At 74.8% G+C, this 17,341-nt stretch carries 4 protein-coding genes; all 4 read left to right on the top strand.

Annotation, left to right across the window (positions count from 1 at the left end):
• The first annotated feature begins 67 nt into the window (after positions 1-67).
• The 4 genes from Bsp3421_RS21620 to Bsp3421_RS21605 are packed head-to-tail and all read left to right on the top strand — an operon-like array spanning position 68 to position 17,325.
• Entirely contained in the window at positions 68-9,745 is a 9,678-nt protein-coding gene (locus Bsp3421_RS21620) for a non-ribosomal peptide synthetase (RefSeq protein WP_274003283.1), read from the top strand.
• Positions 9,746-9,757: 12 nt separating this feature from the next.
• Positions 9,758-14,785, top strand: coding sequence for a non-ribosomal peptide synthetase (locus tag Bsp3421_RS21615; protein ID WP_274003282.1), 5,028 nt, complete (start codon positions 9,758-9,760; stop codon positions 14,783-14,785).
• On the top strand, positions 14,775-15,899 hold the full coding sequence (locus tag Bsp3421_RS21610; RefSeq protein ID WP_274003280.1) for a GNAT family N-acetyltransferase: 1,125 nt from the start codon (positions 14,775-14,777) through the stop codon (positions 15,897-15,899). The genes Bsp3421_RS21615 and Bsp3421_RS21610 overlap by 11 nt, the downstream gene beginning before the upstream one ends.
• A gap of 31 nt (positions 15,900-15,930) precedes the next feature.
• Entirely contained in the window at positions 15,931-17,325 is a 1,395-nt protein-coding gene (locus tag Bsp3421_RS21605) for a lysine N(6)-hydroxylase/L-ornithine N(5)-oxygenase family protein (RefSeq protein ID WP_274003278.1), read from the top strand.
• Positions 17,326-17,341 lie beyond the last annotated feature (16 nt).

Raw genomic sequence — 17,341 nt, 5'->3', positions numbered from 1 at the left:
GCCCCCAATGCGGGCGGCGACCTGAACGACAGGGCCGGAAACGGCCGGATCCACCGGACTTCACGCCATGACGAGCTTTCCGACTGCGCTGCACCACCGAATTCACGCGCTTGCGCGCCTTGCCCCCGACGCCCCGGCGCTCGCCTCGTTCACCCCCGGCACGGTGCGGCTCACGCGCGGCGAGCTGGACGACCGCGCCGCGCGCCTCGCCGCGCAGCTGACGGCCGCCGGCGTGACGACCGAGGTGCGGGTCGGGGTGTGCGTCGCGCGCTCGTGCGACCTGTTCGTCGCGCTGCTCGCGGTGCTCAAGGCGGGCGGCGTGTTCGTCGCGCTCGATCCGCGCCATCCGGGCGCGCGGCTCGACTGGGTGGCCCGCGACGCGGGCCTCGCGCACGGCATCGTCGACGCCTCGGCGGACGCCGCGATGCGCGCGCGCTTCGCGCGCTGCTTCGAAGTCGCGAGCGTGGCCGAGCCCGATCCGGCCGCGCCGCGCACGCCCGGCGACGCGCCCGTGCACCCGCGCGCGGCCGCCTACATGATCTATACCTCCGGCTCGACCGGCACGCCGAAGGCGGTGGTGGTCGAGCACGGCCCGCTCGCCGCGCACGGCGACGCGCTCGCGGCCTCGCTGCCGATCGGGGCGGACGACCGCGTGCTGCATTTCGCGTCAGTCAATTTCGACGTCGCGATCGAGGCCTGGCTCGTGCCGCTCGCGGTCGGCGGCAGCGTCGTGATCAGCGATCCGCCGCCGTTCGCGCCGCAGACCGCGCACGCGTTCATGGTGCGCGAGGGCGTGACCAACACCACCTTGCCGCCCGCCTATCTGCGCGAATTCGCGGCGGTGTGCGCGCGCGACGGCGTGCCGCCGTCGCTGCGCGTGCTGCTGTTCGGCGGCGAGGCGATGTCGCAGGACAGCTTCGACGAGATCCGCCGGGTGTTTCCCGCGCAGCGGCTCGTCAACGGCTACGGGCCGACCGAGGCGGTGATCTCGCCAATGCTGTGGCCGGTCGATCCGGGCGCGACGCCCGCGCTCGATCCGAGCCAGGGCTATGCGTCGCTGCCGATCGGCTGGCCGATCGGACGCCGCGTCGCGCGCATCGACGGCGGCGCGCCGCAGGGCGCCGACGGCGAATTGCTGCTCGGCGGCGTGTGTCTCGCGCGCGGCTATCACGGCCGGCCCGGGCTGACCGCCGAGCGTTTCCTGCCGGATCCGGGCGGCGAGCCGGGCGAGCGCATCTATCGCACCGGCGATCTCGCGCGCGAACGCGCGGACGGGTCGTTCGACTACCTCGGGCGGATCGACGATCAGGTGCAGGTGCGCGGCGTGCGCGTGGAACCCGGCGAGATCGCCGCATGCCTGCTCGCGCATCCGGCCGTCAGCGACGCCGGCGTGCTCGCCGAGACGGCGGGCGGCCGCACTCAGCTGACCGCCTGCGTGGTGCTGACCGAGCCGCTCGCCGATGCGGCGCTCAAGGCGCACCTGGGCGCGCATCTGCCGGCGGCGTGGCTGCCGCACCGCTTCGCGCGCTTCACGCGGCTGCCGTATACCTTGAACGGCAAGCTCGACCGCGTCGCGCTGCGCGATTCGGTCGCGGCGCTGCCGGCCGTGGCCGACGACGATCATGTCGCGCCCGTCGGCGCGACCGAGACGCGCCTCGCGGCGCTGTGGCAGCGCCTGCTCGACGAGGCCGCGCCGCTCGGCCGCACCGATCGGTTCTTCGCGCGCGGCGGCGATTCGCTCGGCGCGATGCAGTTGCAGGCCGCGATCCGCGCCGAATGGGGCGTCGCGCTGCGGCTCGAGGCGCTGTTCGACGATGCGACGCTGGCCGAACTGGCGGCCGCGATCGAGCAGGGCGAGCCCGATGCCGCCGCGCCCGCGCGCGCGCTGAAGATCGAGGCGGCGAGCGCCGACCTGTCCACGCCGTACCGCGACCGTCCCGCCTCGTTCGCGCAGCAGCGCTTCTGGGTGCTCGCGCGCACCCAGGACGCGGGCGACGCCTATCACGTCGCCGTGCAATGGGACATCGACGGCCTGCTCGATCCCGCCGTGCTGCAACGCGCGCTCGACCATCTGCTCGCGCGCCACGAAGCATGGCGCACGACGCTCGTCGAGGACGACGACGGCGTGGTGTGGCAGCGCATCCACCGCCGCCTGCCGGTGACGCTCGCGACGGTCGACCTGCGCGGTCTCGACGACGCGGTGCGCGCGGCGCGCCTCGCCGACCTGACCCGCCAGCACGCGGGCGCGGCGTTCGACCTGTCGGGCGGGCCGCTCGTGCGCGCCACGCTCGTCACGCTGACGGGCGGCGCGCAGCATTTCCTGCTCACCACCCACCATGCGGTCAGCGACGGCTGGAGCTCGCGCTGCGCATTCGATGAACTGACCCGCGCCTATGCCGCGTTCGCGGAAGGCCGGGAGCCGGCGTCGCCGGCGCTGCCGATCCAGTACGCGGACTATGCCCAGGCGCAGCGCGCGATGCTCGCCGGGGGCGAGGGCGCGCGCCAGCTCGACTATTGGCGCGAGGCGCTCGCGCAGGCGCCCGCGCCGCTCGCGCTGCCGCTCGACCGGGCGCGCGGCGCGGCCGCGGATCATCGCGGCGGCCGCGTGGCGCTGCGCTTGTCCGCCGGGCTGTCGGAGGCGCTGCGCGACACCGCGCGCCAACTGCGCGCCTCGCCGTTCACGCTGCTGCTGGCCGCGTTCGACGCGTGGCTGTTCCGCCTGACGGGCGAGCGCGACCTGGTGGTCGCCGCGCCGGTCGCGGACCGCGCGCAGGCCGAGACCCGGCCGCTCGTGGGCCTGTTCCTGAACACGCTCGCGCTGCGCGCGCGGGTGAGCCCGGCGCAGCGCTTCGCGGCGCTGGTCGACGCGGTGCGGCGCGACGCGGTCGCGGCCTTCGCGCACCAGGACGTGCCGTTCGATCAGGTGCTGGACGCGGTGCAGCCGCCCGCGCGGCGCGGCGAGGCCTGGCTCAAGGTCAAGTTCGCGCAGCAGTTCGATCTGGCGCTGTCGGCGTCGCTGCCGGGCGCGACGGCGCGCATGGCGGCCGGGCTCGATCTCGGCGCGCGCTTCGACTACGCGCTCGATTTCACCGACGATCCGCAGGGCATCGAGCTGGTGGCCGCGTTCGCGCTCGACGGCATCGACGCCGACACCGCGCGCGCCTGGCTCGACAGCTATGCGGCGCTGCTCGCGGACGCGGTGCGCGATCCGCGCCAGCCGATCGCGGCGCTCGCCTGCGCGAGCGCGGCGACGCGCGCGCCGCAGCGCGGCCGCGCGCTTGCAACCACCGAACACGTGCTGGCGCGGTTCGCCCGCGCGGCGGCCGAGGCGCCGCAGCGCGCGGCCGTGGTCGATGCGGACGCGAGCCTGAGCTTCGCGGCGCTGGATGCCTGGTCCGACCGGCTGGCGCACGCACTGCGCCGGCGCGGCGCGGGCCCCGAGCAGGCGGTCGCGCTGCGCTTCGAACGCACGACGCGCTTCGTCGCCGCGTGGCTCGGCGTGCTGAAGTCCGGCGCCTATGCGGTGCCGCTCGATCCCGCCGCGCCGCCCGAGCGGCTTGCCGCCGCGCTCGACGCGTGCGGCGCGCGCTGGCTGCTGGTCGAGGGCGCGGGGCTGGACGCCGCCGCCGCGGCGGCGCTCGGCGACGCAGCGACGCCGCTCGACGTCGACGCGCTGGGCGGCGAGCCCGCGCCGGCCGAGGCGCGGCTGCCCGCGCCGCTGCCGGGGCAGGCGGCCTATCTGATTTTCACGTCCGGCTCGACCGGCACGCCGAAGGGCGTGGTGATCGACCATCGCGCGCTGGCCGACTATGTCGACGGCCTGCTCGACGAGCTGGCGTTCGCGCCGGACGCGTCGATGGCGATGGTGTCGACGGTCGCGGCGGACCTCGGGCACACGACGCTGTTCGGCGCGCTGTGCTCGGGGCGCACGCTGCATCTGCTGCCCGCGTCCTGCGCGTTCGACCCGGACCGTTTCGCGCACGAGATGCGCAGCCGCGACGTGGGCGTGCTGAAGATCGTGCCGAGCCACCTGCATGCGCTGCTCGACGCGCAGGCGGCCGCCGACGTGCTGCCCGCACACGCGCTCGTCACGGGCGGCGAGGCGCTGCCGTGGTCGCTCGTCGCGCGCCTCGCGGCGCTCAAGCCCGCGTGCCGCGTGATCAACCACTACGGACCGACCGAAGCGACGGTCGGCGCGCTCGTGTGCGACCTTTCCGCGCCGGCCCAGGCCGTGCTGCGCGAGGCCGCGCTGGCTGCGCCGGGCGCGCTCGGCGTGCCGCTCGGGCGGCCGCTGCCGAACGCCGACGCGTGCGTGCTCGACGCGAGCGGCGCGCCGGTGCCGCCGGGCGGGATCGGCGAGCTGTACCTGGGCGGGCCGGGGCTCGCGCGCGGCTATCTGCGCCGCGCGGGCGCGACCGCCGAGCGCTTCGTGCCGGACCCGTTCACGCCGGGCGCGCGCCTGTACCGCACCGGCGACCGCGTGCGGTTGCGCGCGGACGGCCGCATCGCGTTCCTCGGCCGTCTCGACGACCAGGTCAAGATTCGCGGCTACCGGGTCGAACCGGGCGAGGTGAGCGCCGCGCTGCGCGCGCTCGACGGCGTCGCGCAGGCGGAAACGCTCGCGGTCGAGCACGAGGGCCGGCTGCGGCTCGCGTCGTTCGTGACGCCGGCGGCCGGCGCGCGGCTCGACGACGCCGCGCTGCGCTGCGCGCTGGCCGCGCGGCTGCCCGACTACATGGTGCCGGCCGTGCTGCAGGTGTGCGCGAGCCTGCCCGTCACCGCCAACGGCAAGATCGATCGCGCCGCGCTGCGCGTGCTGGCCGCCGCGCCCGCGCCGGTCGCCGACCGCCCGGCCGATGCGCCGCAAGGGCCGGTCGAGACCGTGCTGGCCGCGGTCTGGCAGGAGGTGCTGAAAACCGGGCGGATCGGCCGCGAGGACGATTTCTTCGCGCTGGGCGGCGATTCGATCCTGGTGTTGCAGGTGATCGCACGCGCCCGCAAGCGCGGCGTGAAATTCACACCCAAGCAGTTGTTCGACGGCCCGACCGTCGCGAAGCTCGCGCGCGTCGCGGTCGCGACGGACGCGGCCGCGCCGGCCGCCGCGACCCGGGCGGCGCCCGCGGCGGCGCAGGCCGACGCGCCCATGCTGTTGCCCGCGCAACGACGCTTCTTCGCGCTCGACATCCCGCGTCGCGGCCACTGGAACCAGTCGATCGAGCTGACGCCCGCCGCGCCGTTCGATTTCGACGCGTTCACGCGCGCGTTCGACACCGTGCTCACGCATCACGCGGTATTCCGCCAGCGCTTCACGCCGACCGGCCCGCAAGGCGAGTGGCAACCGAGCGAAGCGCCGCGCGCGTTCGACACGCTGCCGCTCGCGGCGGGCGTGGCGCGCGACGAAACCGACGCGCTCGCGCAGTTCGACGCGCTGCAGGCCGGGCTGGACCTCGAACGCGGTCCGCTCGCCTGCGCATTCGCCGCCGCGCTGCCGGACGGCGCGACGCGCCTCTATCTCGCGATTCACCACCTGATCGTCGACGGCGTGACCTGGCGCGTGCTGCTCGACGATCTCGACGCCGCCTATCGCGCGGCCGCCGAGCGCCGCGCGGTGCGGCTCGCGTCCACCGGGGCAAGCGCGTCGCAGTGGGCGGCGCGCCTCGCGCGCGCGGCGCGCGATCCGCACGGGCCGTTCGCGGCCGAGCTGCCGGGCTGGGCCGCGCTCGCCGCGCCGCACGAGGACCTGCCGCTCGATCATCCGGACGCGCGCGCGACCAACGCCGACGCGGCGGTCGTGATCCAGGCGCTCGACGCGGACCTGACGCGCCGCGCGCTGACCGAGGCGAACGGCGCATACCGCACGCAGATGGTCGAATTGCTGATCGCGGCGCTCGCGCAGGCGCTCGGCCGCCAGACCGGGCAGGCCGCCTGCCGGATCGAGCTGGAGGGCCACGGCCGCGAGGCGCTGTTCGACGAGCTGGACGCGAGCCGCACGCCGGGCTGGCTCACGAGCCACTATCCGGTTGCGTTCGCGGTGGCGGATACGCCGCTCGCGACGCTCGCGGGCGTGAAGGACAGCTTGCGCGACGTGCCGAACAAGGGGCTGGGCTTCGGCGTGCTGCGCCACTACGGCGACGATGCCGCGCGCACGGCGCTCGCGGCGGTGCCGCGGCCGCGCGTGACCTTCAACTACCTGGGACAGTTCGACGCGCCGCGCGACGCGGCGCTCGTGCCGCGCTTCGGCGGCGCGGGCCTCGAACGCGATCCGGGCGGCCCGATCGGCAACGCGCTCGCGATTCACGCGTATATCGACGCGCACGACGGCCGCACGCTGCGCGTGCACTGGGTGTACGGCGCGACGCAGTTCGAGCGCGCGACCATCGACGCGCTGGCCGCGCGCTTCTCGGCCGCGCTGACCGAATTGACCGACGCCTGCGCCGAGCGTCTCGCGTCTCGCGGCGCGGGCGCGACCCCGGGCGACTACCCGCTCGCGCGCGCGGCGGGCCTCACGCAGGCGGCGCTCGAACGCCTGCCGTTCGACCTGCGCACGATCGACGACATCTATCCGCTCGCGCCGATGCAGCAGGGCATCCTGTTCCACGCGCTGTTCGCGCCCGAGCAGTCGACCTACGTGAACCAGCTGGTCGCGACGCTCGACGCGCCGGACATCGCGCGCCTGCGCGCCGCGTTCGAGGCCGCGCCGCCGCGCCACGACATCCTGCGCACCGGCTTCACGGCCGACGAGGCCGCGCCGATGCAGGTCGTGCACCGGCAGGCGACGCTGCCCGTCGAGGAACTCGACTGGCGCAACCTCGCCGAGCGCGACGCGGCGCTCGACGCGTGGCTCGCGGCCGACCGGGCGCGCGGCTTCGATCTCGCCGCGCCGCCGCTGATGCGGGTCGCGCTGATCCGTTTCGGCGACACGGAATGGCGTCTCGTGTGGACGCGCCATCACCTGCTGCTCGACGGCTGGAGCACGGCGCGCTGCTTCGCGGACGTGCTGCGCGACTACCTCGAACCGCCGCGTCCGAACCCGTTCGCCGCGCCGGCGCGGGTGCGCTATCGCGACTTCATCGCGTGGCTCGCGAGCCGCGACGCGGCGTCCGAGCGCGCGTTCTGGCTCGACCGGCTCGCGCGTCTCGACGAACCGACGCTGATCGCCGAGCGCGAGCCGCAGCCGGGCGAGACGGGCGCGAACCGCACCTGGCGCGCCACGCTCGACGCGGCGACGACCGCGCGCGTGGGCGACGCCGCGCGACAGCTGAAGATCACCGTCAACACGCTCGTGCAGGGCGCCTGGGCGCTGGCCTTGCAGCGCGTGACGAATCGCGCGGCGGTGGCGTTCGGCGCGACGGTCGCGGGCCGGCCGGATGCGCTGGCCGAGATCGACACGGTGCTGGGCCTCTTCATCAACACGCTGCCCGTGATCGCCGCGCCGCTGCCGCAGCGCAGCGCGCGCGGGTGGCTCGCGGACCTGCAGCGCGACAACGCGGCCGCGCTCGACCACGCGCACACGCCGCTCTACGAGATCCAGCAGTGGGCGGGCCAGGGCGGCCGCGCGCTGTTCGACACGCTGGTCGTGTTCGAGAACTATCCGGTCGACGAGGCCTGGCAGGGCCGCGAGCCGCGCGCACTGCAAAAGCGCGACCTGCGCAACATCGAGGCGACCGATTTCGCCCTGACGCTCGTGATCGAGGCGGGGCAGACGCTCACGATCGATTACGGCTACGACACGGCGCGGCTCGGCGAGGCGCGCGTCGCGGCGCTGCACGACGCGTTCGTCGCCTGCCTGGGCGGGCTCGTCGCCGCGCCGGACGCGCCGCTGGGCGCGCTGGCCTGCGCGAGCGACGCGACGCTCGCACGGGCCGCGCAGGCGAACGCGACCGCGCGCGACTGGCCGGCGGCCCAGCAGGCGCCGCTGCACCGGCAATTCGAGGCGGCCGCGCAGGCGACGCCCGACGCCATCGCGCTGGAAATGACGGAGCCGTCCGGCGCGGCGCGACGGCTCAGCTATCGCGAACTCGACCAGCAGGCCGAGCGCGCGGCCGCCGCGCTGCGCGTGGCCGGCGTGCTGCCGGACACGGCGGTCGCGTTGTGCGTCGAGCGTTCGTTCGACATGGTGATCGCGCTGCTCGGCGTGCTGAAGGCCGGCGCGGCCTACCTGCCGGTCGACCCCGACTATCCGGCCGACCGCATCGACTACCTGCTGCGCGACGCGCGGCCCGCCGTGGTGCTCACGCAGGCGCATCTGCGCGAGCGGGTCGCGGCGGCCGTCGCGGGCGCGACCCCGGTGGTCACCGTCGACGCGCTGCTGCAGGGCGCGCCGGAGCCCGGCGCGCGCACCGCGGTCGCGGCCGATCAGCTGGCCTACCTGATCTACACCTCCGGCTCGACCGGCAAGCCGAAGGGCGCGGGCAACACGCACGCGGCGCTCGCGAACCGGATCGCGTGGATGCAGGACGCGTACCGGCTCACGCGCGACGACGTCGTGCTGCACAAGACCCCGTTCGGCTTCGACGTGTCGGTCTGGGAGTTCGTCTGGCCGCTCGCGATCGGCGCGACGCTCGCGATCGCGGCGCCGGGCGATCACCGCGATCCGGCGCGGCTGGTCGAGACGATCGCCGCGCACCGGGTCACGACCTTGCATTTCGTGCCGTCGATGCTGGCCGCGTTCGTCGCGCATCTCGACGATTTCGGCGTCGCGGCGCGCTGCGCGAGCATCACGCGGATCGTCGCGAGCGGCGAGGCGCTCGCGCCCGCGCTGGTCGCGCGCGTGCAGGCGCTGCTGCCGCACGCGCGGCTGTTCAACCTGTACGGCCCGACCGAGGCGGCGATCGACGTGTCGCACTGGACCTGCACGGCCGACGACGGCCGCGCGGCGGCGGTGCCGATCGGCCATCCGATCGCGAACCTGCAGCTGCACGTGCTCGACGTGGCCGGCCATCCGGCGCCGGAGGGCGGGATCGGCGAACTGCACCTGGGCGGCGCGGGCCTCGCGCGCGGCTACCTGGGCCGCGCGGCGCTGACGGCCGAGCGCTTCGTGCCGGACCCGTCCGGCGGCGGCGCGCGCCTGTACCGCACGGGCGACCTGGTGCGGCGCCGCGCCGACGGCGCGCTCGACTACCTGGGCCGCCTCGACGCGCAGGTCAAGCTGCGCGGCCAGCGGCTCGAACCGGGCGAGATCGAGGCGCTGCTGCGCGCCGCGCCGGGCGTGCGCGACGCGGTCGTGATCGTGCACGACGACCAGCTGGTCGGCTATGTCGCGCACGGCGCGAACCCCGCGCCGGACGCCGCCGCGCTGCTCGATGCGTTGCGCGCGCAACTGCCCGCCTACATGGTGCCGTCGCAGCTGATCGCGCTGGAGGCGCTGCCCGTCACGCCGAACGGCAAGTGCGACCGGCGCGCGCTGCCGACGCCCGAGCGCGCGGCGCGCGCGGTGACGCCGCCGCGCACCGAGACGGAACGCACGCTCGCCGGGATCTGGCAGCGCGCGCTGAAGCTCGACGCGGTCGGCTGCGACGACGATTTCTTCACGCTCGGCGGCCATTCGCTGCTCGCGACCCAGGTCAACGCGCAGGCGAACCTGCACTGGGCGCTGACGCTGCCGCTGCGCCAGCTGTTCGAGGAACGCACGCTCGCGCGCTGCGCGGCGGTGATCGACCACGCGCTCGCCGCGCGCGGCGGCTTGTCCGGGCAGGACGCCGCGGACGCGATCGATGCATTGCTCGGCGAGCTGGAAATTCAATAACAAGGACCGAGGATGACCACTGCCAAACCGGATCTGCTGTCGCTCGCCGCGCGTTTCGCGCAACTGCCGCCGGCCCAGCGCCAGGTGTTCCTGCAGAAGCTCGACGCGGCGGGCATCGATTTCCGCCTGCTGCCGATCCCGCCGCGCGCGGAACGCGCGGCGAGCGTGCCGGCGTCGTTCGCGCAGACCCGGCTGTGGCTGCATGCGCGCATGATCGACGAGCCGGCGGCGTACCACATCACCGAGCGGCTGCGGCTCGACGGCGCGCTCGACGCGAATGCGCTGCGGCTGTCGTGCGACGCGCTGATCGCGCGTCACGAGGCGCTGCGCACCACCTTCGAGGAAGGCGCGGACGGCGTGCAGCAGACCGTGCACGCGCCCGCGCGCTGCCCATGGCGCAGCAGCGAACTCGACGCGCTGCCGGCCGCCGGGCGCGAGGCGCGCGCGGCCGATCTGGCGCAGGCGGACGAGGCGCGGCCGTTCGATCTCGCGCACGGGCCGCTGCTGCGCGCCCACCTGATCCGGCTCGATGCGCGCACGCACTGGCTCGCGCTCACCGTGCACCACATCGTGTCGGACGGCTGGTCGGCCGACGTGATGCTGGCGGAGCTGGCCTCGTTCTACCGTTCCTATGCGAAGAACGAGGTGGTCTCGCTCGCGCCGCTGCCGATCCAGTACGCGGACTACGCGCTGTGGCAGCGCCGCTGGCTCGACGCGGGCGAGCGCGAGCGCCAGCTCGACTACTGGCGCGGCGCGCTCGACGCGGGCCGCGACGTGCTGATGCTGCCGGGCGCCGCGCCGCGTCCCGCGCAGCGCAGCGCGCGCGGCGCGCGCCATCCGTTCGTGCTGGCCGCGCCGCTCGCCGAGCGGGTCCGCGCGTTCGCGCTGGCGCGCCGCGCGACGCCGTTCTCGGTGCTGCTCGCGGCGTTCGGCGCCTTGCTCGCGCGTGCGTCGGGCGATGCGCAGCTGCAGCTCGGCGTGCCGTCGGCGAACCGCGAGCGCGGCGAGACGGCGGGGCTGATCGGCTTCTTCGTGAACACGCTGACGATCGCGTTGCAAACGCCCCTGGCGCAGCGCTTCGACACGCTCGTCGACGCCACCCAGCGCGCGCTGATCGATGCGCAGGCGCACCAGGACGTGCCGTTCGAGCAGGTCGTGGAGGCGCTCGGCGTCGCGCGCAGCGCGAGCCATCATCCGCTGTTCCAGGTGATGGCCGCGTACGGCGCGCGCCGCGCGATGCCCGCGCTGGCCGACGTGACGATGACCGAATTGCCGTCGGGTGCGCCGTTCGCGAAGTTCGACCTGACCTTGAGCATCGACGAACAGGACGACGGCACGCTCGGCGCGCGCTTCGTCTATGCCACCGACCTGTTCGACGCGGCGGCGATCGAACGGCTCGCGCGCCGCTATGTGGTGCTGCTCGAGGACGCGCTGGCCGGCCCCGCGCGCGCGCTCGGCGACCTGCAGTGGCTGCCCGACGACGAGCGCCGCCAGCTGCGCGACTGGAACGTCGCCGCGCAGGCGCTCGAACCGTTCAGCGCGGTGCACGAGCGGATCGCGGCGCATGCGCGCGCGCGGCCCGACGCGCTCGGCGTGGCCGACAGCGCGCGCACGCTGACGCGCGGCGAAGTCGATGCGCGCGCCGCGCGACTGGCGCGCCGGCTGGTCGCGGCGGGCGTATGCCCCGAGATGCGGGTGGGCGTGGCGCTGACGCGTTCGGTGGAACTGCCGGTCGCGCTGATCGCGGTGCTCAAGTCGGGCGGCGCGTTCGTGCCGCTCGATCCCGCGCATCCGCGCGAACGGCTCGCGCAGATGCTCGACGATGCGCGCATCACGCACGTGATCACCGAGCGCGCGAGCGTCGCCGCGCTGCCGGTGAACGACGCGATGCAGCTGTGGCTCGTCGACGCGGAACGGACCGATGCGCCCGAGGCGGCGCTGCCCGAGGTCTCGCCGCATCAGGCGGCCTATGTGATCTACACCTCGGGCTCGACCGGCAAGCCGAAGGGCGTGGTGGTCGACCACGGCGCGTTCGCCGCGCACTGCGCGGCGATTGCCGAACGCTACGGCGTGACCGAGCGCGACGTGTTCATGCTGTTCCAGTCGGTCAACTTCGACGGCGCGCACGAGGGCTGGTTCTCGCAGTACATGAGCGGCGCGGCCGTCGCGGTGACGGCGGACACGCTGTGGCCGCCCGCGCAGACCTTCCGCCTGATCCGCCAGTACGGCGTGACGATGACCTACGTGCCGCCCGGCTGCGCGACCCAGCTCGCCGAGTGGGCGCTCGACCACGGCGCGCCGCCGCCGCTGCGTTCGCTGACGGTGGGCGGCGAGGCGACCTCGCGCGAGGCGTTCGCGCTGCTGCGCCGCGCGCTGCCCGAGGTGCGGGTCGTCAACGGCTATGGGCCGACCGAGACCGTGATCACGCCGATGCTGTGGATGTTCGCGCCCGGCGACGACCCCGCGAAGCTCGCGGACGCGGCCTATCTGCCGATCGGCACGCTGGTCGGCGCACGCAGCGCACACGTGCTCGATGCGCGGCTCAATCCGCTGCCCGTCGGCGTGATCGGCGAGCTGTATCTCGGCGGCGAGGGGATCGGCGTCGCGCGCGGCTACCTGGACCGCCCCGGGCTCACGGCCGAGCGCTTCGTGCCCGACCCGTACGGCGCGCCGGGCGCGCGGCTGTATCGCACGGGCGACCTGGTCAAGCGGCGCGCGGACGGCGTGTTCGATTTCATCGGCCGCGTCGACCACCAGGTGAAGCTGCGCGGCCTGCGCATCGAGCTGGGCGAGATCGAGGCGCAGCTCGCCGCGCACGACGACGTGCGCGAGGCGGTCGCGGTGGTGCGCGGCAAGGGCGTACAGGCGGCGCTCGTCGCCTATGTCGAGTTGAGCGAGCAGGCGCGCGTCAGCGCGCAGCGCGCCGACGCCGCGACGCTCGATGCCCACCTGCGCCGCACGCTGCCCGATTACATGGTGCCTGCGCACATCGTCGTGCTGGACGCGCTGCCGCGTAACGCGAACAGCAAGGTCGACCGCGCCGCGCTGCCGGAACCGCAGCGCGTCGAGCGCGCCTATGAAGCGCCGGCGGCCGGGCTCGAAAGCGCGCTCGCGCAGATCTGGCGCGAGGTGCTCGAGGTCGCGCGGGTCGGCCGCGGCGATCATTTCTTCGAGATCGGCGGGCATTCGCTCGCGGCCGTGCGCGTCGCCACCCGCGTCGCGGACCGGCTCGGGCGCGACGTGCCGGTGCGCGCGCTGTTCGAGACGCCGCTGCTCGCGCAGTACGCGCAGCGCGTGGCGAGCGCCGCGACCGTCGAGACGAGCGGGGCGCCGGGCGCCGCGGCGCTCGCGGCGGACGCCGACGGCGTATGGCCGCTGTCCGCCGCGCAGCTGGGCCTGTGGTACCTGTGGCGCGCGCAGCCCGACAGCGCGGCCTATCTGATTCCGGTCGCGCTGCGGCTGCGCGGGGCGCTCGACGTCGCGGCGCTGCGCGCGGCCTTCGCGCGGACCGTCGCGCGGCATCCGGCGCTGCGCGCGCGGCTCGTGGAGCGGCCCGGCCGCCTGCCGGGCCAGCGCATCGAGGCGCACGTCGAGGCGTCGCTGCCGGTCGTCGATCTCGCGCCCGCGCCCGATCCGCGGCAGGCGGCGCTCGCGCTGACCGACGACGACGCGCTGACGCCGTTCGACCTGCGCGCCGACGCCGCTGGATCTTGCGCCACTGATGCGTCGGGCGCCGCTGCGTCGGGCGCCGCTGCGCCGGACATCGCCGCGCCGCTGTGGCGCGCGCGGCTGCTGCGCCTCGGCGACGACGACCACGTGCTGTCGCTGGCGATCCATCACATCGTGTCGGACGGCCAGTCGATCGACGTGTGGCTCGACGAACTGCGTGCGACCTATGTCGCGCTGCGCGCGGGCGCCGTCCTGCCGGACGAGATCCCGTCCGACCTGCCGGTGCTGCCGGTCGCGGGCGGTGCGGCGCGCCTCGCGTTCTGGCGCGAAGCGCTCGCGGAAACGCCGGCGCGCGTGCTGCCGGCCCCGGCGACGGGGCGCGCCGCCGTGCCGCGCTGGGAAGCCGGGCGGCTCGCGTTCGCGCTGGACGACGCGCTCGCGCAGCGGGCCCGGTCGCGCGCGCTCGATGCGCACGCCACCTTGCCGATGCTGCTGCATGCGGCATTCAACGCGGCGTTCTACCGCGTGACGGGCGAGACCGACCAGCCGGTCGGCGTGCTGGCCTCGACCCGCGAGCTGTCGGGCGACGCCGCGCAGCGCGCGCTGGGCCTGTTCATCAATGCCGTGGTCGTGCGCACCCGGCTCGCGCCGGCCGACACGCCCGCGAGCCTGCTCACGACGGTCCGCGACGCGGCGCTCGCCGCCTATGCGCACGCCGACGCGCCGTTCGCCGAGGTGGTCGCCGCGCTCGGCGCGCCGCGCGACGCGCACGGCAATCCGCTGTTCCAGGTGATGTTCAACTACCTGCGCCCGAGCGGCGCGGCGCACGGCGACTGGGCCGGGCTCGCGCTGGAGGATTTCAACGACGTGCGGCACCGCGTCGTGTTCGAGCTGGAACTCGACGTGGTCGAGCATCCGGACGGCCGCGTGACGGGGGCGTTCTCGTATGCGCGCGAGCGCGTCGACGGCGGGTTCGTGCAGACCCTGCTCGACGCCTACCTGATCGAGGTCGGGCGCATGGTCGACGCGCCGCGCACGCCGCTCGGCGAGGCCGAGCCCGGCTTCGCGCTCGCGTCGCGCGCGGGCGCGGCGGCGAACGCCGCGCCGACGCACGCGGCGCAGGCCGCGCAGCTCGCGGGCGCGTTCGAGCAGGTGTGGCGCACGGTCTTCGACGGCCACGCGCCCGCGCCGCACGACGATTTGTTCGAGGCGGGGGCCAGCTCGTTCGACGTGGTGCGCTTCGTCGACGCCGCGCGCGCGGCGGGGCTCGTGCTGAGCCTGGCCGACGTGTTCGCCGCGCCCGCGTTCGCGGCGCTCGGCGCGCGCGTCGCGGCGCAGGCCGCCGTGACGGAGGCGCGCGATGCTGACTAAGACCCGCGCGCCGCTGGCCGACGCCTTCACCCTGACCTTCCCGGGCGACCTGACGGCGACCCGCCAGGGCGACCAGATCACGGTCGGGCGCGGCGACGGCCTGGCCGCGCAGCTGTTGCGTGTGCAACTGACCGACGAGGCGCTGCTGCGGCTCGTCGCGTGCAATGCGCGCGCGGACGCGCCGGACCAGCGGCGCGCGTTGCTGGCGGCGCTCGCCGCGGGCTTCGCGGGCAACCCGAGGCTGACCGCGCTGCGCATCGATCCGGCCGCATGGCCGCGCGAGACGACCGACGCGCTGCGCGCCGACGGCGTGCTGGACGGCGACCGCTGCCTGCGCGAGCGCTGGGCGCAGCAGGCCGAGCTGTGGCGCGTGCCGCGCGCGGCGCTGCCCGCGCAGGCGGGCCGGGCGCGCACGCGCCGCCGCGCCGCGCCGTCGGACGGCATCCTTTATGCGCGCGACGTGCCCGCGCTGGGCCGCCGGCTCACGCTGCGCGGCGCGAGCCTCGTCGCGGACGGCGCGCGCGTCGCGCGCTGGCTCGACACGCCGCGCATCGCCGCCCAATGGGACGGCCGGCTCGCGCGCGAATCGGCGTGCGCTTACCTGGCGCGCCAGCTTGCGGATCCGCGCGTCGCGCCGCTGATCGCGGCGTTCGACGACGAGCCGTTCGGCTATGTCGAGACCTACCGCGCCGGGGCGCCGGGCGGCGAACCGTCGAGCGTGGCGCCGTTGGGCCGCACCCCGCTGGGTGGTATTCCGCTGGGTGGTATTCCGCTGGGTGGCATTCCGCTGGGCGGCACCCCGCTGGGCGGCACCCCGCCGGGCGGCGTCTCGTTCGCCGACGCGCGCGACCACGACCGCGGCTGGCGCGCGCTGGTCGGCGAATCGCGCTGGCGCGGCGCGGCCCATGTCGCGGCGTGGCTGCCGTCGCTCGTGCACTACCTGTTTCTCGACGATACCCGCACCGGAGCCGTGTACTGCGCGCCCCGGGCCGATCACAGCCGGATGATCGATTACCTCGCACGCTACCAATTCACCTCGTCGCAGGCGTCGTCCGGCCGGTATGTGCCGATGCGCGCGGAACGCGACACGTTTTTTTCAGGCCGCCACGTCTGACGTGCGGCCATACCGTCATAGGACCTGAGACATGCAGAGAGATACCGTATTCGACCTGATCGGCGTCGGCTTCGGGCCGTCGAACCTGGCGCTCGCCGTACGGCTCGCGGAGCAGGCGCGCGGCGCGCGGCCCACGCACTGCTTCATCGAGCGGCAAGCGGCGTTCGGCTGGCACCGCGGGATGCTGCTCGACGATTGCCGGATGCAGATCTCGTTCCTGAAGGATCTGGCGACGCTGCGCGATCCGAAGAGCCGCTTCACCTTCATCAACTACCTGTTCGAACGCGGCCGGCTCGCCGACTTCGTGAACCTGAAGAACTTCTATCCGACCCGCGTCGAATTCCACGACTACTTGAGCTGGGTCGCCGACGCGTTCGACGAGCAGGTCCACTATGGCGAGACCGTGACGGCGATCGAGCCGGTCGCGGCCGCCGGCCGCGCGGGCGAGATCGACGCGCTGCGCGTCAGCTCGCATGACGCCGAGGGCCGCGAATGGCAGCGCGTGACGCGCGCGCTGTCGGTGGGCATCGGCGGCGCCGCGCAGGTGCCGGAAGCGTTCGCCGCGCTCGGCCCGCACAACGTCGTGCATTCGTCGCAGTACCTGAACCAGATCGAGCACGCGGTGGGCGCGCCGGGCGCGGCCGCGCGCAAGCGGGTCGCGGTGATCGGCGCGGGCCAGAGCGCGGCCGAGGTGTTCGTCGACCTCACGCGCCGTTTCCCGCAGGTCGACGCGAGCCTCGTGATCCGCTCGGGCGCGCTCAAGCCGGCCGACGACAGCCCGTTCGTCAACGAGATCTTCAGTCCGGCCTACACCGACGTGGTTTATTCGCAGCCGAAGGAGAGCCGCCGCGCGCTGCTCGAACGCTACCGCGACACCAACTACGCGGTGGTCGACCGGCCGCTGATCGAGCAGATCTACGAAATGCTGTATCTGCAGAACGTGGCCGACACGCCGCGCCACCGGCTGCTCGCGAACACCGCGATCGAGGCCGCGGCGCGCACCGCGACGGGCCAGATCGAGCTGACGCTGCGCGATCGCCTCACGGGCCAGGGCCGCGCCGAGCGCTTCGACGCGCTGGTGCTCGCCACGGGCTATCGCCGCGACACCCATCTCGCGCTGCTCGACGGGCTCGCGCCGCACCTCGGCGACGCGCTCGCGAACGGCGACGTGACGCGCGACTACCAGCTCGCGACGCCCGGGCACTTCAAGCCGCGCATCTATCTGCAAGGCTGCTGCGAGGACAGCCACGGGCTGTCGGACACGCTGCTGTCGGTGCTCGCCATGCGCGCCGACGAGATCGTCACCTCGCTCGAACAGGGCGAGGCGGGCGCACAGAACGACAACGGACCAGACACGACGGACCGCAACCGGTCCGCGACACAAGAAAACGGGGCGAGCGACGGCCGGGTGGCCATCGCTCTTTGACAAAGGCGCGGCCTCC

Source organism: Burkholderia sp. FERM BP-3421, from assembly GCF_028657905.1.
In the GTDB taxonomy this organism is placed as follows: Bacteria; Pseudomonadota; Gammaproteobacteria; order Burkholderiales; family Burkholderiaceae; genus Burkholderia.
This window is presented reverse-complemented; position numbering and strand designations above follow the sequence as displayed.

Excerpts from the sequence above, each read along its gene's own strand:
- Bsp3421_RS21620 (WP_274003283.1), top strand. The coding sequence starts at position 68 with ATGACGAGCTTTCCGACTGCGCTGCACCACCGAATTCACGCGCTTGCG.
- Bsp3421_RS21615 (WP_274003282.1), top strand. The coding sequence starts at position 9,758 with ATGACCACTGCCAAACCGGATCTGCTGTCGCTCGCCGCGCGTTTCGCG.
- Bsp3421_RS21610 (WP_274003280.1), top strand. The coding sequence starts at position 14,775 with ATGCTGACTAAGACCCGCGCGCCGCTGGCCGACGCCTTCACCCTGACC.
- Bsp3421_RS21605 (WP_274003278.1), top strand. The coding sequence starts at position 15,931 with ATGCAGAGAGATACCGTATTCGACCTGATCGGCGTCGGCTTCGGGCCG.